Below are 22,111 nucleotides of genomic sequence, written 5' to 3'. Positions count from 1 at the left end.
AAAATAAATAAAAAAATAAAACGTTTTCATTTATTGGAGAGTTATTAGTAATTTTCATATGTTTTCTTAGAAAAAGAACAATAAAAATTGTAAGCGCTATTTTAAATTGAGATAGAATCTGTTATCATTCATTAATGAAAACGTTTGCGCCTTGAAAAAGAGAAAAATGAATGAAATGGGGTAGCATAATGGAAAAACAATGGTGGAAAGAAAGCGTAGTATATCAAATTTATCCTCGTAGCTTTATGGATAGTAACGGTGATGGTATAGGAGATCTTCAAGGGATTATTTCAAAGCTAGATTACTTAAAAGAATTAGGGATTGATGTGATTTGGTTATCACCAGTCTATGAATCTCCAAATGATGATAATGGTTATGATATAAGCGATTATTGTAAAATTATGAACGAGTTCGGAACAATGGAAGATTGGGATGAGCTATTACATGAAATGCATGAACGCAATATGAAACTGATGATGGATTTAGTTGTTAATCATACATCTGATGAACATAATTGGTTTATTGAATCACGTAAATCAAAAGATAATAAATATAGAGATTACTATATATGGCGTCCTGGAAAAGAAGGGAAAGAACCGAACAACTGGGGAGCTGCTTTTAGTGGATCTGCATGGCAGTATGATGAAATGACGGATGAATATTATTTACATCTGTTTTCTAAAAAACAGCCAGATTTAAACTGGGATAATGAAAAGGTAAGACAAGATGTTTATGAGATGATGAAGTTTTGGTTAGAAAAAGGAATTGATGGATTCCGCATGGATGTTATCAATTTTATATCTAAAGAAGAAGGGCTACCAGCTGTTGAAACAGATGAAGATGGTTATGTTTCAGGTCATAAACATTTTATGAACGGTCCAAACATTCATAAATATTTACATGAAATGCATGAAGAAGTATTATCGCATTATGATATTATGACGGTTGGTGAGATGCCAGGTGTAACGACAGAAGAAGCCCAACTGTATACTGGAGAAGAACGAAAAGAGTTGCAAATGGTATTCCAATTTGAACATATGGATTTAGATTCAGGAGAAGGTGGAAAGTGGGATGTAAAACCATGCTCACTTCTTACTTTAAAAGAGAATTTAACAAAGTGGCAAAAAGCATTAGAGCATACAGGATGGAATAGCCTTTATTGGAATAATCATGATCAGCCTCGCGTTGTATCTCGTTTTGGTAATGATGGAATGTATCGCATTGAATCAGCAAAAATGTTAGCGACAGTTCTTCATATGATGAAAGGAACGCCATATATTTATCAAGGAGAAGAAATCGGAATGACGAACGTCCGATTTGAGTCGATTAATGAATATCGAGATATTGAAACGTTAAATATGTATAAAGAAAAAGTGATAGACCATGGTGAAGATATAGAAAAAGTAATGGAATCTATTTATATAAAGGGCCGTGATAATGCTAGAACTCCGATGCAGTGGAATGATCAGAATCACGCTGGATTTACAAAAGGTGAACCTTGGATTACTGTAAATCCTAACTATAAAGAGATTAATGTGAAACAAGCAATTCAAGATGAAGGTTCAATTTTTTATTACTATAAGAAATTAATTGAACTACGCAAAAATAATGAAATAGTTGTATATGGATCATATGATTTAATATTAGATAATGACCCTTCTATTTTTGCTTATGTAAGAACATATAGAGATGAAAAACTACTTGTCATTGCAAACTTTACTGCGGATGAAAGTGTATTTGAAATGCCTAAGGATATTGGTTATAGTGAATCAGAGTTATTTATACACAATTACGATGTAGAAATCGGATCGATAGATAACATTTCATTACGTCCGTATGAAGCGATAGTATTCAAATTGAAATAAGAAAAAGCCTTATGCCACTTCAAACTTGGCATAAGGCTTTTTGGATTACCATTTTAATATGGAGAATCCATATGGAGGAAGTGTAACTTGTAATACACTTGCTTCCGCTGAAAATTCTTCGTTTGTATAAATATTAATTATTTTCTTACCAGTAACATGAAGAGGGAGTGAAACTGTAACTTCACTATTAGTAGGGTTTAAAACGAAAAAGATAGTTTCATCCTCATATGTTTTCGTATAAGAAATATAATTATGTTCATCATTTGTTTCGATGAATTGAAAAGTACCATGTCCTCCAAATGCTTTATGTTCTTTACGTAATAAAATCAATGTTTGTATATGGGTAAATAATGCATGATCTTGTTCTTTAGTATCCCAAATCATACATTTACGGCAATCAGGGTCCATGCCGCCATCCATACCAATTTCATCCCCGTAATAAATACAAGGAGAGCCGATGAAAGAAAGATGGAATACATAGAGCAATTTCAACTTATTTTTATCTCCGTTGCATGTTGTTAAAATTCTTGGAGTATCATGGCTGTCTAATAAATGAAATGCTGCTTCATTTACATTCATAGAGTAGGAATGTAGAGATTCTGTAATTTGCTTCGTGAATTCACTTGCTTTAATGGAATCGTTAGCAAAGTAAGAAAGTAGAGCGTTTGTAACAGGATAACTCATGACAGCATCAAATTGATCGCCTTGTAGCCACGGAAGGGCATCGTGCCAAATTTCTCCCAAAATATATACTTCAGGATTTAGTGTCTTTATTTCAGTTCGGAATTCTCTCCAAAAGTTGTGATCGACTTCATTGGCGACATCAAGGCGCCAGCCATCTATATTGAATTCGCGTACCCAATAACGTCCTACTTCAAGTAAGTATTCTTTTACATCTGGATGAGCTGTATTTAATTTAGGCATATACGGTGTAAAGGCGAAAGTATCATAATTTGGAAGTGGTTCGGTTATAATCGGGAATTCATGAATGTGGAACCACTCTTTATATGCGGACTTCTCACCATTCTCTAGTACGTCTTGAAATTTCTCGAAAAAGTATCCACTATGATTAAACACAGCATCGAGCATTACTTTTATACCGTGCTTATGACATTCTTCAACGAGCTCTTTAAAAGTTTCTTTCGTCCCAAATTGTGGGTCAATTTCCATATAGTCAATTGTGTCATATTTATGGTTTGAATGAGCTTTGAAAATAGGTGTGAAATATATTCCGGAAATGCCAAGGTTAACAAGGTAATTAAGGTTTTGAATAACACCAGCAAAATCTCCGCCGAAAAAATTAGTTGTAGTTGGATTCGCACTTCCCCAAGGAAGGGTGTTTTCTGGATTCAGCGTACTATCGCCATTAGCGAATCGTTCAGGAAAAATCTGATACCAAATGGTGTCTTTAATCCAAGATGGTGCTTTGAATACATCATCTGCATGAATAAATGGAAAACAGAAAAAGTTACCAACATCATCATTTGGAATGCTAGAAAAAAATCCTCGCTCTGCATAAATAAGAGTGTCTGTTTCAGATTTTAATTCAAATCCATAACGTAAGCGCTTAAATTTCGGTTCGATTGCAATGGACCAATAATCAAATAATGCAGTAGAACCCGTTTTTTTCATGGGTGTACTTGATGATATCCATTTCCCGTCTTTCCATTCGTAAGGATCACCGTAAATAAGATCGGCGCATTGAACATCATCTCTCTTAGTACGTACTCGGATGTGAATTGTTTGTTCATCATAAGCGTATGCATAATTATCTTTCGGCCTATGATAAATGGCTTCTTTAAACATATAGAAAATCCCCCTTCAATATCTCTATACATAGTATTCCCTTAAGTGTAATAATAAAGCCTATATTGCAAACGATTGCCTTTCTCATAGCTTTAATATTGCTTATAAGAGTAGTATTCATTTCATATAAAGTCAATGTATAAAGAGTATAATGACATAATTTTTAAATTAATATTTGCAAAATGAATAAAAGAATGTATAATGATAGACAAATAGCGCAAACGTTTTCATAGATTGAGATATTGTTTGCGCTTCAATTAAACTATTAAATGCAAACGTTTTCAGTTACTGAGGTACATAGACAATTTAGGGAGGTTTTTGGGATGAAGAAAGCATTATCATTATTAACGGTTTCAGCATTATCTATTGGTATGTTATCTGCATGTGGACCGAAAGATTCAGGGAAAAAAGAGGAAAGTAAAGCGAAAAAAGATTATGATCTTCTTGTTTGGGAAGATGATAAAAAAGGTGTTGGTTTAGAAGCAGCAGTGAAAAGCTTTGAGGAAAAATATAAAGTAAAAGTAAAAGTTGTTGAAATGCAAATGACAGATCAAGTGAAGAAGTTACGCCTTGATGGGCCAGCGGGGACTGGACCAGATGTTGTAACATTGCCACACGATCAAATCGGAAATGCAGTAACAGAAGGTTTACTTTCTGAAGTGAAAGCAGATGATGCTGTAAAGAGTAAATTTACTGATTCATCAATAAAAGCACAGACATATAACGGAAAATTATATGGTTTACCAAAAGCAATTGAGACGCCAGTCTTTATTTACAATAAAAAACTAATGCCAAAAGCGCCAGAAACGATGGACGAGCTGTTTAACTTCTCAAAAGAATTTACGAAAGATGGCAAGTACGGATTTTTAGCATTAGGAGATAACTTCTACTTTGCTAATGCATTCATGGCAGGTATGGGCGGTTATGTATTTGGTGAAAAAGATGGAAAGCCAAATGCAAGTGATGTTGGATTAAATAATAGCGGAGCAGTACAAGGTGCTGAATATCTTCAAAAATGGTACAAAGAAAAATTATTCCCGAAAGGTATTATCGGTGAATCAGGTGGGCCTGCTGCTGATGGGTTATTCAATGAAGGAAAAGCAGCATCTATCATGAATGGCCCATGGGCGTTCCAAGCAATGGAAAAGAACGGAATTGATTATGGCGTTGCTCCAATGCCGAAATTACCAAATGGTCAACCAATGAAAACGTTCGTTGGGGTTAAAGGGTGGCATGTAACTAGTTTCTCTAAACAAAATGATTTAGCTACAAAATTCACTGAGTGGGTAACAAATGAAGAAAACGCAAAAATTCGATTTGAAAAAACAAAAGAAATTCCTCCAGTAAAATCAGTAATGGAAGATCCAATTATTAAAGATAACGAAGCTGCAAAAGCAGTTGCAACGCAATCTGAAAATGGAATTCCAATGCCAAACATTCCAGAAATGCAAGAAGTTTGGAAACCAGCTGGAGATGCGCTTCAATTAGTTGTTACAGATAAAGAGGCACCAAAAGCGGCGCTTGATAGTGCAGTGAAACAAATTAAAGGTAATATTGAGGCAAATCATAACAAGAAAAAATAAGGTGAAATTCGTGCCTCTAATATGAGAGGCACGAATTCTCTCCCTTCCATGTAGGAAGAAAAAAGGGGGAAGGAACATGCAAACATCTATGGAACCAGCAAATGGGTTGAATCATTCTAAGCATAGGAAAATGGCAACCATGTTATCAATCATTCCAGGCGTGGGCCAAATGTATAATAAACAATTTGTAAAAGGTCTTATTTTTCTAGTATTAACAGGTTCATTTATTGTAGCCTTTGCTGATTTATTAAATATGGGATTATGGGGTATTGTAACGCTTGGTACAGAAGTTCCACGTGACCATTCTGTCTTTCTATTAGTAGAAGGAATCTTGGCCCTTATCGTTATCGCTTTTGGACTCGGCATATATGCATTTAACTTATATGATGCATACCAAAATGGAAAGAAACGTGATATCGGAACACCGTTAAATTCTGTAAAAGAGCAATACCGTAATTTGTTAGATCAAGGTTTTCCTTATTTAATGGTTTCACCAGGTTTTCTACTACTTATCTTTGTTGTCGTATTTCCAATCATCTTCGTAGTTTTAATTGGATTTACAAACTATGATTTATATCATTCTCCTCCAGCTAAATTAGTAGATTGGGTGGGCTTTAAAAACTTTATTGATATTTTCACTTTACCGATGTGGAGAGAGACATTTGTAAGTGTATTCTCTTGGACTGTCATTTGGACATTCGTTGCAACAACATTACAAGTTGCGCTTGGTATTTTCTTAGCGATTATCGTAAATCAGCCCGGTATTAAAGGAAAGGCGATTATTCGAACAATCTTTATTTTACCGTGGGCTGTTCCAGCATTCGTATCTATTCTTGTGTTCTCTGGTATGTTTAATGAAACATTCGGAGCGATTAACAATCAAGTATTAGCTTTATTCGGAATTGAAAAGATTGCTTGGATGACAGATCCATTTTGGGCGAAGATTGCTTTAATTATGATTCAAACGTGGCTTGGGTTCCCGTTTATCTTTGCGATGACAACAGGTATACTGCAATCGATTCCGGGAGAATTATATGAAGCGGCTACAGTAGATGGAGCGACAGCTTGGCAACAGTTTCGTAAAATTACATTGCCACTAGTGTTATACGCAACAGCGCCAATATTAATTACGCAATATACGTTTAACTTTAATAACTTTAGTATCATCTATCTATTTAACGGTGGAGGTCCTGCTGTAGCTGGACAAGACGCAGGTGGAACGGATATTTTAATTTCATGGATTTATAAGTTAACGATGACTTCAGCGCAGTACGGAAAAGCAGCAGCTCTTACAATGATATTATCGTTAATCGTTATTACAGTTGCGTTATGGCAATTTAAGAGAACAAAATCATTCCAAGAAGAGGATATGATGTAAATGAATATTAAAAGACAGAAGATGTTACGTCTCTCATTAAGTTATTTAGTTATTTTCGTAATGTGTGCCATCATTTTCTATCCGTTATTATGGATTATTGGCTCATCGTTTAATCCGGGTGATAGTTTATCTGGATCAAGTATTATTCCACAAAATGCAACGTTAGATCATTATCGTAAGTTATTAGATCTAGAGAATAGTAATTACTTACTATGGTATAAAAACACATTAAAAGTAAGTGTTTTAACGATGATTTTCTCAGTGTTAGCAATTAGCTTTACTGCTTATGCATTTTCGAGATATCGTTTTGTTGGAAGAAAAAATGGTTTATTAACATTTTTAATTCTGCAAATGATTCCAAACTTTGCAGCGTTAATTGCTCTATACGTATTAGCTCAATTAACAGGATTAATTGATACACATCTTGCATTAATTTTAATTTATGTAGGCGGGGCCATTCCGATGAATACATGGCTTATGAAAGGGTATTTTGATACGATTCCGAAAGAACTGGATGAATCAGCTCGTATGGATGGAGCAGGACATTTTCGTATTTTTTGGCAAATCATTATGCCACTTGCAAAGCCAATCGTAGCGGTTGTAGCGTTATTTACTTTCATTGGTCCGTTTACAGATTTCATTTTAGCGAGTATTATTTTGCGAACACCAGAAAATTATACTTTAGCAGTTGGATTATATGAAATGGTTGCGAAAAAATTCGGTAATGAATTTACAACGTTTGCAGCGGGTTCTGTGTTAATTGCAATCCCAATTTCAATTTTATTCCTATCACTACAAAAATACTTTATTTCTGGTTTAACAGCTGGAGGTACAAAAGGATGAAAAATGGGACATTACGTCCCATTTCTCTTTTCATCTCCCTATAAATAAGTTTATAGGGAGATGAAAAGAGATTTGACATCACATGTGAAAAGAAGTGAAATAAATAGTATATTATAGTATAGGAAAAAATAGCTATATCCCTTACAATACATGAAGAGGGAGAATAGGATTAGTTTTGCAAGATATAAGAAATGAAAGTTTATGACTTGCAATGAGTGCGAGATAAAATATATGAAAAATGGCAGAGAAATGAGAGGAGGGGATTTTTATGACAGTTACAATTAAAGATGTGGCGAAGCAAGCGAATGTTGCACCATCAACAGTTTCTCGTGTAATTGCTGATAATCCAAGTATAAGTGAAAAGACAAAGCGCCGTGTTAGGAAAGTGATGAGTGAATTAGGGTATCATCCCAATTTAAATGCGAGAAATCTTGCGAACCAAACGACGAAGACACTTGGTCTTGTTATGCCAAGTTCTGCAAGTAAAGCTTTTCAAAATCCATTTTTCCCAGAAGTTATAAGAGGGATTAGTTCATTTGCACACGTAGAAGGTTATGCGCTTTACATGTCGACAGGTGAAACGGAAGAAGAAATTTTTAATGGTGTCGTAAAGATGGTACAGGGACGCCAAATTGGTGGCATTATTCTTTTATATTCAAGAGAGAATGATCGGATTATTCAATATTTACATGAACAAAATTTCCCGTTTGTTTTAATAGGAAAACCATATGATCGAAAAGATGAAATTACATATGTAGATAATGACAATTATACAGCTGCAAGAGAAGTGGCAGAATATTTAATTTCATTAGGGCATAAGCAAATCGCGTTCATTGGTGGTGGATCAGATTTACTTGTAACGAGAGATCGTTTAGCTGGTATGAGTGATGCCTTGAAATTAGCAGACATTGTATTACCAAAAGAATATATTTTACATTTTGATTTTTCGAGGGAAAGTGGTCAACAAGCCGTTGAGGAATTAATGGGACTGCAGGAACCGCCGACGGCAATTATGGCAACGGATGACTTAATTGGACTTGGTGTGTTAAGTGCTCTTTCTAAAAAAGGATTCGTTGTACCGAAGGATGTTTCTATTGTAAGCTTTAATAATGCTTTATTATCAGAAATTGCAAGCCCTCCACTTTCAACAGTTGATGTGAATATTTATCAGCTAGGATATGAGGCAGCAAAAGCATTAGTTGATAAAGTAGAGAATGCAGAATCCACTGCAAAGTGTATCATTATTCCTCATAAATTACTAAAACGTCAAACTTGTGATCATTATGCATAAAAAAAGCTAAGAGTTTAACTCTTAGCTTTTTTCTTTAAAAAGGCTTCTAATCGGTCGCAGCCTTCTTTTAAAGTTTCGATACTATACGCATAGGACAAGCGAAGGTAGCCTTCACCGTATTCAGAGAATGCTGTTCCAGGAACTACAGCTAGTCCTGCTTCTTTAACAAGATTAAGTGCAAAATCAAATGATGAAGATGTCAAATGACCAACATATGGGAATAAATAAAATGCACCTGTTGGCTTTTCAACTGTTAATCCCATTTGAGTGAGTCTATTATATACGTAATCACGGCGTTTTTTATATTGGTGGCGCATCATTTTAGGTGCGTCTTTAGCCGCTGTTAATGCTTCAATTGCAGCGTATTGAGCGATTGAAGTAGCGCACGTTACGTTGTACTGATGAACTTTTAATATGTGTCCTGCTAAATAGCTTGGTGCAAATAAAAGTCCAACACGCCAGCCGGTCATAGAATGTGATTTAGATAAACCGTTAATGACAATTGTCTTTTCACGCATTTCTGGGAAATGGGCGATAGATGTATGCTTTTGTTCATATACAAGCTCGCTATAAATTTCATCTGAAAGGACGAAAATATTTTTATCTTTTAAAACATCTACAATATCTTTTAATTCTTCGGTGGATAAAGTTACACCAGTTGGGTTAGAAGGATACGGTAGTACGATACATCTTGTTTTTTCTGTAATAGCATTTTTAAGCGCTTCAGCTGTTAAACGAAATCCAGTTTCACGAACATCTACAAAAATAGGCGTTGCACCGCATAATCGAATAATAGGTTCGTAGCCTGGATAAATAGGAGCAGGTAAAATTACTTCTGTTCCTGGCTCTAAAATCGTTCGGAATGTAACATCAATTGCTTCGCTAGCACCGATTGTAACGATGGTTTCGTTTTCAGGTGAATAATGTAAATCGTAGTTATCTTTTACGAAGTTACAAGCTGCCTTGCGTAATTCTAGTAAACCAGCGTTATGTGTATAGCTTGTATAGTTTTCTGTAATAGCCCGTTTAGCCGCTTCTTTCACGAGAGAAGGTGTAGGGAAATCGGGTTGTCCAATTGTTAAAGAAATCAAATTATCATAGTTTTGAATCATGTTAGAGAATTGACGGATTCCAGAAATTTGGATGTCCTTCACTCTAGGGTTAATGAATTGTTCCATTGTATCTCCCTTTCTTCCGTTTGAAAATTAAGTTCATTTTATCATATTTTCTATGATTACGCTTTGTATATGTTATTTAGAAAGAGAGAGAAAAGAGAAAAAAAGCCGCTATAAGCGACTTTTTAATATCCGTATTCCCAATCTATTTCATCTTCATTCCAGAGTACAGAGGATACCTTGCCAAGGTGAACAACTGATTCGTTCACAGCACATGTGCAGTTTTCTTCTCCCGCTTTATGCTGTAACTCTTCATATACTGATTTTTCAACATTTTCTAGAACAACCAAATTTTCTTCTTTTAAAACAAGCGTAGTACCCGCCATATTTATCTTCCTCCTACTAAAGTAATGATCACTTATTTGTAAACATAGATAGTATGGATTATATGCTGTATTTTGCTATAGTTGTCCGTCTAAAAAAGTATTTTTATATTTTCTTTGTAATCCGTATTCATTGTATACTGCATGAAGGAAATTTGGTACAGGGTTTACAATCATTTCGAAAATCTGTAACAATTATTATGAGCTGTTAACAAAGAATTAACAAATATGTTAAGAAAAATCAAAATTTTAAAACAAATACACCTATAAAATGATATAATCATATCAAAATACATATAGGGGATGAGAGGTTATGGAGCTTATCCGTGATTTGTTGATTCAAATTGCCATCATAATTTTGCCACTATTTTTATATGAAGCGATTCGTTTAAATCGCTATCAAGAAATGCCTCCGAAGCCAAATCGTTACTTTATTATGTTTTTATCTAGCGTTACGCTCATTCTCTCCATGACATACTCTATTTGTTTTGGCAATGTGTGTGGGTATAACTTTCACCCCATTCCAATTGTCAGTGGTTTTTTATATGGTGGGATTGTTGGTTTAATCCCAGCGGTTATTTTTGTTGCATATGAATGGTTACTAAAGGGAATGAGCTTTCTTCCAGTTTTAGAAGTAATATTTCTATTGATAGTTCCGCTATTTTTATCAAAGAAATGGTCTCTTTTTTCAAAGGATAAGAAATTAATTTTAGCATTTATGATTTCATCATTTTATGTGCTTGTTTCTTTAGTATTAGGCATGATTAATGTTCTTTTGGAAACAGGATTTACACCGTATATTTCGCAAATATATAGCGGATTTATATTTGCCTCGCTTATCATGGTCATGACAATGGTATTTCAGGTGTATTTAACTGAATATTTAAATGAAAATGCATTGCTACGTACAGAGATGCAAAAATCAGAAAAACTTAATATTGTAAGTGAATTAGCAGCAAGTGTGGCACATGAAGTTCGCAATCCCCTTACTGTTGTTCGTGGATTTATCCAATTGCTAGAAAGCACGGAAGATGTGAAGAATAAGGATTATATGCGTCTCGTATTAGCTGAATTGGATCGGGCGGAACAAATTATTTCAGATTACTTAAATTTAGCAAGGCCGCAAATTGAGAAAAAAGAACACATTTGTTTATCAGCCCAATTAATAGAAATGACCACTCTTATGTCGTCATTTGCAGCGATGCAAGGTGTATATTTACAAGTTGAAATTTCAGAAAGTCTTTATACGATTGGTGATAAGACAAAATTGAAGCAAGCTATTATGAATGTTGTTAAAAATGGTATTGAAGCAATTCAAGGAAATAAAGGATATTTAAAAGTAACAGCTATTCAAAAAGACGAAACAATCATAATAAGAGTTAAAGATAGTGGTGTTGGTATGACGAAAGAACAGTTAGCAAGGCTGGGGCAACCATATTATTCTTTAAAAGAAAAAGGAACAGGATTAGGGCTTATGGTAACATTTAGTATTTTACAAGCGCATAATGGTACATTGGAATATAAGAGTGAGAGCGGAAAAGGCACTGAAGCAATTATTATATTACCAGCTGTACAAAATAAGGAATAAAAGTTACCGATGGAAGGTAACTTTTTATTTTATATTGTTTATTCGTTTGTTTTTTCTTGTTTTGCTCGGCTAAATAAACTTTTAAATGATTGAAAGAAGCTTTGCTCTTTTGAGGCAGCAACCATTCTTTTTGTTTCTTGAATTTCTCGAATAACTTGCATAAGCTGTGCATCACGGTTACTATCCTTGTTATAAATTTGACTAACAAGTTTATTCATTTTTTCTTCCTGTTTGGATTCTCGTTTATACATATGATTCATTAATAAGTCCATCTTTTCTTTTTGCAATGCATCTGTTTGAGCGGCGTGATCGACTAACTCTTGAAGCATTTTTTCTTGAGAGCCTTCTTTTACATAAACTTGTTGCATCAATTCGTCTAGTTTCTCATCCTTTAAACGATTTTGTGTAATTAGAGTAGAATTTTGATGAATAATTGCTTCATTTAATTGAGCGAGCATTTCAAGTTTTAACATGAATTCCTCAAAGTTACGCCCATCTTCTTTTTCTTTCGGTTGTATTTCTTGTTTATCTTGTATAACTGGTACAGGTGGGGCCTCTTTTTCTTTTAAAATAATTGGTATCGTTTCTGAAATATCTTCTTGCAGTGTAGCAGCTCTTTCATGAATAGATTTCAATAGTTTTAAATCATCCAGCTTATAAATACGAGCATCAGCTGTTTTGGAAATCATATAACCATGTTCCTCTAACAGTTGACTATATTTGCGAACTATATGTTTTGGGATGCCTGTTTTATTCGTGACATCTTTCGTTTTATAGGTAGCTTCCATAATATTTCCTCCCCAAAAAGTATCGTATATATCATTTCAATCTTTTATGAGGACTTCCTTTGAAAAAGAATGTCGGAAGGTTATTAGTTTTCTACAGCATTAGTGAAAAGATGAAGAAAAATGAGAGTTTTTGGCGGAATAGCGAAGAAGAGCTGCAATAATGTCTGAAAACATATACAGAAGAAGTTTGTTATAATAACGGAGGAAAAGAAACTGGTAGAAACATGGAGGTATACATGAAGCAATTAAAAGGTATTATCATTTCAATTATCGCAATTCTGTCTATTTTAGTAGCAGTTTATGAAGTACTTGTGCCAGAGGAAACAAGTGTAAAGAAAACGAATACGTATGATCAAGTGTTAGAATTTCCGAAAGAACGTTATCCAGAGACAGGAAAACATATTACGGATGCTATAAAAGAAGGGCATTCAGAAGTTTGTACAATCGATCGTGGTGGTGCTGCAGATAGAAGGAAATTGTCGTTAGCACCATATCCATCAAAAAAAGGGTATGATCGTGATGAATGGCCAATGGCGATGTGCAAGGAAGGCGGAAAAGGAGCACATATTGAATATATAAGTCCGGCGGATAACCGCGGAGCAGGCTCTTGGGTAGGGAATAAGTTAGATAAATACCCAGATGGTACGCGAGTAAAATTTGAAGTGAAGTAGTAGTTGTATATTTCATAATGAAGGAGAAGGGGAACTATGGAGTTAACGATTTCTTATTCGCAATTAATGTTGATGAACTATGACGGTGAGCAGCCTTATGTAGATTGGACTGATGAAGATTTTGAAAGAGGTTATGCTAAGGCAGATGGAACTGTTATTTTTGAAGCGCTTTCTGATTATACTTGTGAAGTGAAAGTGACCCCAGGGAAACATATTGAAAAAGAAGAAGTAGTTAGAACGATTACGGTTCCTTTTACAGTTGAAAATGAAAGTATCGTTATAACGAGTATTCTTTCTAATAAATTTCAAATACCTATTCCAAATGGTGAGTATACAGTTGTATTACAAGCAATTCCTCTTGAAGAGCCAACGGATGATGAATTATATAAAATACAATACGAATTCTTTTTTGAAAGTAAAGAATAAAAAATGGGTTATCCTGAGAAAAGGATAACCCATTTTTGTTATGCGTTTGTTTTTAAAAGGGAACGAGCATCTTTCGCTGCTTGCACCATATGTTCTAAAGCTGGAATAACTTCTTCTGTTCTTCTCGTTTTTAAACCACAATCAGGATTAATCCAGAAATATTTAGGATCACATACTTGTAAAGATTGTTCTACGATTTTATACATTTCATCTTTACTCGGTACACGTGGGCTATGAATATCATATACACCTAGGCCGATGCCTTTTTCATATGTTGTATGTTTTAAAGTATCAATAAATTCTCCGTGACTTCTTGATGTTTCGATAGAAATTACATCTGCATCTAATGCGCGAATCGCGTCAACAATATCTTCGAAGTTACTGTAACACATATGAGTATGAATTTGTGTTTCATTTGCTACAGAAGAAGTTGCTAAAAGGAAGGATTGTACTGCCCATGTAATATAAGCATCCCAATCTTTTTCTTTTAGTGGCATTCCTTCACGAAGTGCGGGCTCATCGACTTGGATTACTCTAATTCCGGAAGATTCAAGTAGTTCAATTTCGTGACGAAGAGCTAGTGCAATTTGATACGAAACTTCTTTTCTTGGAATATCATTTCGAACGAAGGACCAATTTAAAATTGTAACAGGTCCGGTTAACATTCCTTTTACAACTTTCTCCGTTAAGCTTTGTGCATAAACTGTTTCCTTAATAGTCATGCCGTTAATAAAGGCTACATCACCATAAATAACAGGTGGTTTTACGCAGCGGGAACCGTAAGATTGTACCCAACCGTTTTTAGTGAATGAGAAACCAGCAAGGCGCTCACCAAAATATTCGACCATGTCAGTTCTTTCAAATTCACCATGTACAAGGACATCAAGACCAATTTCTTCTTGGTAACGAATCCATTTTTCTGTCTCTTTTTCAATAAATTGTTCATATTGTTCATTTGAAATAACGCCGTTACGCCATTCTTTTCGCGTTTGACGAACTTCAGTTGTTTGCGGGAAGCTACCAATGGTCGTTGTTGGTAATAGCGGTAACTCCAGGGCAACTTGCTGTAATTCGTATCGTTTTTTAAATGGAAGAGGGCGTGAAAAATCTTCTTCTTTTAGTGCTGTTCGTGCTGCTTTGACATCTTCTCGGTTACGTGCAGCAGATGAACGAATTGTATGATGTACGTTTCGATATGTTTCCAGCTCATTACTAATGCTTTCTGTACCTTGAGTGAGAGCGGAATGAATAAGAACTAACTCTTCTAATTTTTGATTTGCAAATGCTAACGCATCAAACAGCTCAGTCGATAAGTGAGTTTCTTCTGTTTTATCGATTGGTGTATGCAATAAGCTACAAGAAGGCTGAACGATGATATCTTTCGTTTGGACTTGTTTTTGTAACGTTGTAAATAGCTCAAGGACTTCATCAAGGTCAGCTCTCCAAATGTTACGGCCATCTATACAACCGACAGCTAAAGTTTTATCAGCTGGGAATCCATATTTTGAAATAGCATTTAAATTACCTTCTTTACCATGAATGAAATCTAATCCAATACCGGATACCGGGAATGTAATAATTTCTTCATAGTTTTCTTCTACGCTATCAAAATATGTTTGTAAAAGAAGAGTCGCATTTGGAACTTCTTTACGAATAGCTTCATAAATTTCTTTTGCTTGTTGAACTTCTTCTTTCGTTAAAGAAGCAAAAATCGGTTCATCAACTTGAATGGCTGGTGCACCAGCTGCATGTAGTTCTGAAAGCAGTTGTACGTATGGTGCAACTAACTGTTTTAAAATAGTAGCAAATTGCTCTTGTGTATAGCCTTTAGCTAATTTCAAAAAAGTATATGGTCCTAAAATAACAGGTTTGCCATCTACGCCTAATTCTTGTTTTGCCTCTTCGTATAAGCGAAGTGGACGATTATCTTTTAAAGAGATTTGTAATCCCTCTTCATATTCAGGAACGATATAATGATAGTTTGTGTTAAACCATTTTGTCATTTCGGAAGCTACGTGATCTTTAGAGCCACGCGCCATTGCGAAATATACATCAAGGTAAGATGTAAACTCAGAAAAACGTGATGGGATAAATCCTAGCATATAAGCGGTATCCAAAACGTGATCGTAATATGTAAAGTCGCCAATTGGAATGAGTTCAATCCCTTTTTCTTGCTGTACTTTTACGTGTTGAAGGCGGATTTCTTTCATTGTTGTTAAAAATTGTTCTTCATTGATTTTATTGGACCAAAAAGCTTCTAATGTTTTTTTCCACTCTCGTTGTAATCCGATACGTGGATAACCTAAGTTACTTGTTTGAATTGCCATTTCAAATTCCTCCCTAATTAAAAGTAAGCACTTCCGTTTACTAGGAAATACCTATAACAAAAAGTATAAAGGCATAGAAAATAAGCCTTCCTTTTTGTTTTAACACCTCATCATCATCCGTGAATCTATCAGTGTTGTTAAAACAGGCAGGTCTCCTGACTTATGCTTCATATAATTTCTTTCACCTTCCCGTTTTCACAGTGGCACTAAAAAGAAATCTCAGCATTTACAGTGGCGGGACCGTGTTGGAGTTTCACCAAGCTTCCCTTTTAAACACGAAACGAAACTTTCGTGTACCTATTTTCCTTTTGAAAGGAATTTAACAAGCGATATGATATTGAAACAAATTCTAACACAATTTTTGGAATTTTGTCTACTGTTTTAAAATAAGAAAATTCAAAAGTTTTTATTTCTTATTATTATGACTTTTTATTCTGGATTAACTAATAATATTACAGTATAAAAAGAGAAATTGAGCTATGAAAGAAGTAGGATGTCTTCTTTCATAGCTCAATTTTCATCTATAGCAACTTCTGAAAGTCGGCCTGCTATAGCATCTTTAAGGAGGGTGTTTAGCCATTGTAATTCAACTGTAATATGCTCAATTACACTTTGCAGAATATATAGTTGTGCACGTGAAACCTTTCCTTTATTACAATCATATATCGTTTGCATAGTATGTAAATATTGAAGAGTATCGTTTTTCTTTTTTTCTAAAATAGGAACTAATTCGTGATCATTGCTAAAGTGAGCGAAAGATAAGGCTGAATAAATAGGTTTATATATTTGGTTTTTGGCTTCGAATTGTTTTAATAGTAAAGTGTGAAATAGTTTTTTACCTTCTTCTGTTATATGAAAAATCGTTTTGTCAGGTCGATTTGTGTCTTTAATTACATTTGTAATATGAATTGCGCCTTGCTTTTCTAATTGCTCGAAGGCGTAATAAAGTGATCCTTTAGCATATTTAATGTAACAATCCATTTGTCGTTCTTTCATAATATGCTGCACTTCATATGGATGTTTATCTCCTTCGAGTAGCAAGCCGAGAATGACTAATTTCATGCTCATGCTGTCTCAACTCCTGTATATAAAAACTTTATCCCGCATTAACTGCCCGTAAAAGCCCGATTGGTGAGGGCTAATAATCAGTGGGGGGATGCCCCCACTGATTAAAGTTTCACTTTATACATATTATAAACGGCATATCCTTTTTCATAAAGGGATATGCCGCTTCTTTTTTATATTAACTAACTTGCTTTTGTTTTTCTTTCTTTTTAGGACCTGTAAAGAGGCGTTCATTTCCCATAAGTAAAATACAAATAATACTTAGTACAGCCGGGATGAGTGCCCAGAAGAATGTGTTCGCAATAGATGTAGCGAGAGCTTCTTTAATACCCGCTAATATTTCAGCAGGAATTTTGGCGGTAGCGCCTGGTGATAATAAGAAACTTGTGTCTCCGCCTTTTGGAGCTAATTTTGCTAGTTCAGGGGGGAATACAGAGTTTAGTTTATCTGTAAAAATATGATTTTGAATTGTACCGAAAATCGTTACACCAAGAGTCATACCGAGTGATCGGAAGAATGAGTTTGTTGATGTCGCCGAACCACGGTCCCGCATTTCCAACTTGTGAATAGAGGACATACTTAATACTGAGAATGAGAAGCCAACACCAAGCCCAGCGAGAATCATAAATAGTGTTACGAGTAAACGAGGTGTCTCCATTGTTAAAGTACTTAATAAATAAATACCAAGAACGAAGAAGACACCAGATACCATCATAATGTTACGATAGCTTGTTCGAGAAGCTAATTGTCCTCCTGTTTGACTTCCAATTACAGAACCGACCATCATTGGTGTTAAAATTAATCCAGCATTAGAGGCGGAACCTCCAAGAACGCCTTGAATGAAGATTGGAATATAAACTGTACAGATAATAAAAGCGGCACCATAGAAAAAGGCAACTCCTTGACTAGCTGCGAATAAAGGTTTTTTAAATAGATGGAACGAAATAATAGGCTCGGTTGCTTTTCGTTCTACAAAGAAGAAAATAATAAGCGTAATAACTACTGTTGTAAATAAGCCAATAATTACAGTGGAATTCCAGGCATATTCCTTACCACCAAGTTCTAATGCAAACATTAAGCAAACAATACTTATGACAAGTGTAATAGCACCAGCCCAATCAATTTTTTGTTTTCTAAATTCTAGAGACTCACTGTAGTATTTAGTAATGAAGAAAAAGGAGATAAGTCCTAATGGAATATTGATATAGAAGACCCAATGCCAACTTATATAGTCTGTAATATAAGCACCTAATAAAGGACCGAATACACTAGATGTCCCGAAAACAGCACCGAATAGTCCTGTCATCTTCCCGCGTTTTTCTGGTGGGAAGATATCATACATAATTGTGAAGGCGATAGGCATAAGGGCACCACCACCGATACCTTGAATAGCTCTATAAATACTTAATTGCTCAATACTTGAAGCTGTTCCGCAAAGCGCAGAACCGAATAAGAAAAGAATGAGGCCCCCAATATAAAAACGTTTCCGTCCGTACATATCAGAAAGTTTCCCGAAGATAGGCATCCCTGCCATTGTTGCTACCATATAAGCTGATGTGACCCAAACGAACTTATCAAATCCTCCTAGGTCTCCAACAATTGTTGCCATTGCGGTTGCAACGATTGTATTATCCATTGCGGCCATTAATATACCAAGCAGTAAACCAGCAACAACAAATTTTGTCTTGTTGGTGTCTTTTTTTAATGGTTGAGTTTCCAAATATAACCCTCCTTTAGAAATAAGTAAACTATATTAAGTTTTGAGTGCAGTGGATAAAAATTTAAATGTATAGTTGATTTTAATTTCTTTTCCATAAGTGCACTAATATGCCATAAAGAATATTATAGTCAAATTTGACTATAAGGCAAACTTTTTCTTCCGCCAAAATATTCTTTCATATGAGTGGAGAGCAAGTGAGCCATACTGAATATTGCCATAAAGTAAATTGTAAAAAATTTTCATTAAGAACACCTTCTGTTAATAGATGAAAAATGGTTTTTTCTTCATATTGTCGAATAGGATAAAAGGAAGAGAAATATTAAACATTGCTTGTAGCAAACTTTAGTAATCTGGGGAATTCATTGTGTGTATGGTACATCTGAAATGAGGTGAATATATATTATGAAAATATGGGGAAGAATTTCGGATACAGGAAAGTATTCAATACCGCTACAACCAGTATTGTGGATTGACGGATCGAAAAAGGAAAACGAACCTCCTCAAATAGCCGTTACATTACAAATTGGTAGTATGTATACAGAACAATTTTCGTATGAATTGACCTATGATGTAAACGACATACTTATTATGCGAATTGAAGTGGAAAATAAAGGGTTAGAAATGATTTCGAGAGTTGTTGTAAGTCATATGATTCGAGATTACTTTGCTTATATTCCTAATTCTTTAAAAGTTGATAAGGGGATAAGTGAGTTTTTATTCCAGCTTGTAAGATGGCGAATTGATGATTTGTTACCAAATGAGAAGGTGGAACTACGTTGTAAAATAAAAGCTAATAAAGATAAAGCTCTTAAACAAGTATTCTTTCAGGCTACATATACATTTCAAGACAAAGAGGTATCATATGGTCCATTGCAAACAAATGAAGTTGTTGTGCGTCAATGATAAAAAGGAACCTGTACAAAAGGTTCCTTTTTTAGTGAAGGTTGTGTTTTTTGAGTATTTTCTTTTGCTCCACTCCTTTTTTTCCTACATAGTTATTTTTGTAGCCAAAGTATAGAATAAATAAAAATGAAACAACATTAACAATAGCGTCGATTTGATCGTTTGTAATAAAGTGTATGCCGAAAGAGGTAAATAATAATTTTAATGATAATAGAAAACCAGCTAGTAAACGCATAGCATCTGATAGATTCTCTTTTTGTAGCATATAGATTACTCCTTTCTATAAAAGTTATATATTATATATATGAAATAGAGTAGAAAAGGTATACAAGCTTAAGCGGAAATGTACATTGGATATGTACATTTTTTATTTTGTAGAAAAACATTATTGATATAGAAACATATATTGGTATAAAAGGGGGAAAAGTATGAAACATAAAGGGAAAATTAGTGGATTATTGCTTGGTAATACTGTGGCAGTTACAGAATGGATTGCACTTCAGGATGTAATTGCAAAACTAGATTCACGATCATTTTATACCGTCTTTATTATTTATATATTGCAAATGATACTAAGTTATTATTTTGGACATTGGTACGATAAAAGAGCGAGCGAGCGTATGGATGTGGAAGTAGGAGGAATGGCAAGCAACGATTTTGTTGTTGATTTTTTTGGGAAAGTAGCTGCTTTATCTGAAAGAGATTCTCGTAATATTACAGTGTACATTCTTTCTGTAAAAGAATGGGAAGGATTAAAAGACACGTTGCAAGAAAAAAAATTGGGAGTGTTAGTACAAAAATTAGAGAATACCATTGTAAAGACAATTCGGAAGGGCGATGTTGTTACAAAGTGGGATGAAAATAAGTATGTTATTGTAGCAATTGATAATGGTCATGAAACATCAACAATAACAAAACGATTAATGAAAAATATTGAAAGTGAAATAGAAGGGGATTTACTCAGTGTCACTCTTTTATTTGGAGCAGCTAGCTATCCAGTAGAAGGAAAAACGTTTGAAGAACTGTTGAGAAAGTCGCAAAATCAATTGTACCAGTATAGAAATTTGCAAGAAAATGAGTGAAGCTTTGATTTGAAGATATATGATAGGAAGATGTTTTGTTTGTAACATTTTTTTGACTTTTATTACAAAAAACGCCACGTTTGTAATAAAAGTCTTTAAAAATATATGAAATAAGCATATAATTATGATGGTAATGCCAATGCAATTTGCACAGTGTGTTTTATTTTAAAAGTGTAGAGGAAAGCAAGCTCTACACTTTTCCTTTTTAGGAAATGAAAAGAATATTTGTAAGTTGTTGCGAGACATCGATTGTACTGTGTAAAATGAACAAAGAGATTAATTGATAGAAAGCTGGAAAGGGAATGATAGACGTGAGAGCGGAGTAATCACCTTTTATCAGGTGAATTATTATAGTCTTATTAAGACTGAGGTGAAATTCCGTGGACATTAAAGTAATACATAGTGTGAACAGGCCTTAAAAAACACGAAGTAGTATACTTAAAGATGGATATGGAATTGCTAAATAATTCAAAAAGAAGAATGTAATATCAAGTAATAATTTGTACAAACAATATTAATGATCTTCGTAAAAAAGATGCGAGTGTATAGAACAATTACATATTTTATAACTTTTTTATATTACACGATGGTCGTTTATAAGTAGGAGGAAGAGATGTTGAAATATAGTAAATTAGCAATTGTAACTGCATTATCAATGATTTTATTAGCCGGTTGTTTCGGTCCGAAACCAGAAGAAGAATTATATGTAGCGTTTGAAAACGCTGCTAAACAAGAAAAAACAATGTTTGAAGATGCAAAAAAACTTGAGACTTTAGAGAAAGAAGGACAAGAATTATATAACCAAATTGTGCAAGAAGGAAAAGATAATAATCAAACTGTTAAAGAAAAACTGAATCAAGCAGTGAAAAATACAACTGAACGAGAAAAAGTGCTTACAAAAGAAAAAGAAGTTTTAAATAAAGCGCAAGAAGAAGTGAAGTCAGCTGATAAGTATGTGAAGAAAATTGAAGATAAGAAATTGAAAGATCAAGCTGATAAAGTGAAAAGCACGTATGAGAAACGACACGATTCATTTAATAAAATGTATGACAGCTATGACAAATCTTTAAAACAAGAAAAAGAGTTATATACAATGTTACAAGATAAAGGTACTAAATTAAAAGATATTAGTGAAAAAGTAAAAGTAGTAAATCAGTCTTATAAGGATATTGAGTCAGAAAAAGATAAATTTAATGAATTCACAAAGTCTTATAATACAGAAAAAGTAGCTTTTTATAAACAAGCAAATATTAAAATTAAAGAAGAGAAAAAATAAA

The 22,111-nt window shown here is 34.2% G+C and carries 19 protein-coding genes and 1 riboswitch; of the genes, 11 read left to right on the top strand and 8 right to left on the bottom strand.

The window, feature by feature from the left end:
• Nucleotides 1-188: 188 nt before the first annotated feature.
• Complete coding sequence (gene malL, locus BAQ53_RS18880) at nucleotides 189-1,865, top strand: oligo-1,6-glucosidase (protein WP_050552458.1); 1,677 nt, start codon at nucleotides 189-191, stop codon at nucleotides 1,863-1,865.
• 45 nt (nucleotides 1,866-1,910) lie between these two features.
• Here malL and BAQ53_RS18875 read toward each other — a convergent pair whose 3' ends face one another.
• Nucleotides 1,911-3,671 (bottom strand): alpha-glycosidase, encoded by a 1,761-nt coding sequence (locus BAQ53_RS18875; protein WP_000471790.1) that lies wholly within the window; start codon nucleotides 3,669-3,671, stop codon nucleotides 1,911-1,913.
• 323 nt (nucleotides 3,672-3,994) lie between these two features.
• On the opposite strand from BAQ53_RS18875, the gene BAQ53_RS18870 reads away from it, so the two are divergent.
• The 4 genes from BAQ53_RS18870 (at nucleotide 3,995) to malR (ending at nucleotide 8,766) form a co-directional block, all read left to right on the top strand.
• Nucleotides 3,995-5,254 (top strand): extracellular solute-binding protein, encoded by a 1,260-nt coding sequence (locus BAQ53_RS18870; RefSeq protein WP_000709912.1) that lies wholly within the window; start codon nucleotides 3,995-3,997, stop codon nucleotides 5,252-5,254.
• A 76-nt stretch (nucleotides 5,255-5,330) separates the two neighbouring features.
• Nucleotides 5,331-6,632, top strand: coding sequence for a maltosaccharide ABC transporter permease MalC (malC, locus tag BAQ53_RS18865; RefSeq protein ID WP_001194994.1), 1,302 nt, complete (start codon nucleotides 5,331-5,333; stop codon nucleotides 6,630-6,632).
• A complete protein-coding gene (gene malD, locus BAQ53_RS18860) occupies nucleotides 6,633-7,475 on the top strand; it encodes a maltosaccharide ABC transporter permease MalD (RefSeq protein ID WP_001022608.1) in 843 nt (280 codons plus the stop codon).
• Between the two features lie 268 nt (nucleotides 7,476-7,743).
• Entirely contained in the window at nucleotides 7,744-8,766 is a 1,023-nt protein-coding gene (malR, locus tag BAQ53_RS18855; protein WP_000219050.1) for a maltose operon transcriptional repressor MalR, read from the top strand.
• A gap of 14 nt (nucleotides 8,767-8,780) precedes the next feature.
• On the opposite strand, the gene BAQ53_RS18850 is transcribed toward malR, so the two are convergent.
• Together BAQ53_RS18850 and BAQ53_RS18845 are read right to left on the bottom strand one after the other, a co-directional pair.
• The gene (locus BAQ53_RS18850; protein WP_208906168.1) at nucleotides 8,781-9,944 is read right to left on the bottom strand and encodes an aminotransferase A; all 1,164 of its coding nucleotides are present in this window, start codon (nucleotides 9,942-9,944) and stop codon (nucleotides 8,781-8,783) included.
• Nucleotides 9,945-10,066: 122 nt separating this feature from the next.
• Nucleotides 10,067-10,267, bottom strand: coding sequence for a hypothetical protein (locus BAQ53_RS18845; protein ID WP_000929280.1), 201 nt, complete (start codon nucleotides 10,265-10,267; stop codon nucleotides 10,067-10,069).
• A 310-nt stretch (nucleotides 10,268-10,577) separates the two neighbouring features.
• On the opposite strand from BAQ53_RS18845, the gene kinB reads away from it, so the two are divergent.
• Nucleotides 10,578-11,852 (top strand): sporulation sensor histidine kinase KinB, encoded by a 1,275-nt coding sequence (kinB, locus tag BAQ53_RS18840; RefSeq protein ID WP_000420360.1) that lies wholly within the window; start codon nucleotides 10,578-10,580, stop codon nucleotides 11,850-11,852.
• 38 nt (nucleotides 11,853-11,890) lie between these two features.
• Here the strand turns inward: kinB and BAQ53_RS18835 are convergent, their stop codons facing one another.
• Nucleotides 11,891-12,640: a DUF3967 domain-containing protein gene (locus BAQ53_RS18835; protein ID WP_000388466.1), complete on the bottom strand. Its 750-nt coding sequence runs from the start codon at nucleotides 12,638-12,640 to the stop codon at nucleotides 11,891-11,893.
• 236 nt (nucleotides 12,641-12,876) lie between these two features.
• Here BAQ53_RS18835 and nucA point away from each other — a divergent pair, with 236 nt between their 5' ends.
• Entirely contained in the window at nucleotides 12,877-13,311 is a 435-nt protein-coding gene (gene nucA, locus BAQ53_RS18830) for a DNA-entry nuclease (protein ID WP_000811494.1), read from the top strand.
• A gap of 36 nt (nucleotides 13,312-13,347) precedes the next feature.
• Entirely contained in the window at nucleotides 13,348-13,737 is a 390-nt protein-coding gene (gene comJ / locus BAQ53_RS18825; protein ID WP_000424030.1) for a competence protein ComJ, read from the top strand.
• A 38-nt stretch (nucleotides 13,738-13,775) separates the two neighbouring features.
• Here comJ and metE read toward each other — a convergent pair whose 3' ends face one another.
• From metE to BAQ53_RS18810, 3 genes are all read right to left on the bottom strand, one after another.
• Complete coding sequence (metE, locus tag BAQ53_RS18820) at nucleotides 13,776-16,064, bottom strand: 5-methyltetrahydropteroyltriglutamate--homocysteine S-methyltransferase (RefSeq protein WP_001007627.1); 2,289 nt, start codon at nucleotides 16,062-16,064, stop codon at nucleotides 13,776-13,778.
• 128 nt (nucleotides 16,065-16,192) lie between these two features.
• Nucleotides 16,193-16,380: riboswitch (cobalamin riboswitch) on the bottom strand.
• 194 nt (nucleotides 16,381-16,574) lie between these two features.
• Nucleotides 16,575-17,132 carry a PadR family transcriptional regulator gene (locus BAQ53_RS18815; RefSeq protein ID WP_000062058.1) on the bottom strand — a complete coding sequence of 186 codons (558 nt, stop codon included), beginning with the start codon at nucleotides 17,130-17,132 and terminating at the stop codon, nucleotides 16,575-16,577.
• Between the two features lie 175 nt (nucleotides 17,133-17,307).
• Entirely contained in the window at nucleotides 17,308-18,849 is a 1,542-nt protein-coding gene (locus BAQ53_RS18810; RefSeq protein WP_208906167.1) for an MDR family MFS transporter, read from the bottom strand.
• 402 nt (nucleotides 18,850-19,251) lie between these two features.
• Here BAQ53_RS18810 and BAQ53_RS18805 point away from each other — a divergent pair, with 402 nt between their 5' ends.
• The gene (locus BAQ53_RS18805; protein ID WP_000708124.1) at nucleotides 19,252-19,752 is read left to right on the top strand and encodes a hypothetical protein; all 501 of its coding nucleotides are present in this window, start codon (nucleotides 19,252-19,254) and stop codon (nucleotides 19,750-19,752) included.
• Nucleotides 19,753-19,783: 31 nt separating this feature from the next.
• On the opposite strand, the gene BAQ53_RS18800 is transcribed toward BAQ53_RS18805, so the two are convergent.
• Nucleotides 19,784-20,017 (bottom strand): SPP1 phage holin family protein, encoded by a 234-nt coding sequence (locus BAQ53_RS18800; RefSeq protein ID WP_000939449.1) that lies wholly within the window; start codon nucleotides 20,015-20,017, stop codon nucleotides 19,784-19,786.
• 163 nt (nucleotides 20,018-20,180) lie between these two features.
• On the opposite strand from BAQ53_RS18800, the gene BAQ53_RS18795 reads away from it, so the two are divergent.
• Nucleotides 20,181-20,834 (top strand): diguanylate cyclase domain-containing protein, encoded by a 654-nt coding sequence (locus tag BAQ53_RS18795; protein ID WP_000680819.1) that lies wholly within the window; start codon nucleotides 20,181-20,183, stop codon nucleotides 20,832-20,834.
• A gap of 613 nt (nucleotides 20,835-21,447) precedes the next feature.
• Complete coding sequence (locus BAQ53_RS18790; protein WP_000922485.1) at nucleotides 21,448-22,110, top strand: YkyA family protein; 663 nt, start codon at nucleotides 21,448-21,450, stop codon at nucleotides 22,108-22,110.
• Nucleotide 22,111: the final 1 nt, after the last annotated feature.

The sequence above is a fragment of the Bacillus sp. B25(2016b) genome (assembly GCF_001679765.1).
Lineage (GTDB): Bacteria > Bacillota > Bacilli > Bacillales > Bacillaceae_G > Bacillus_A > Bacillus_A thuringiensis_K.
Note: the sequence above shows the minus strand (reverse complement) of the source record. Positions and strands in the feature narration are given on the sequence as shown.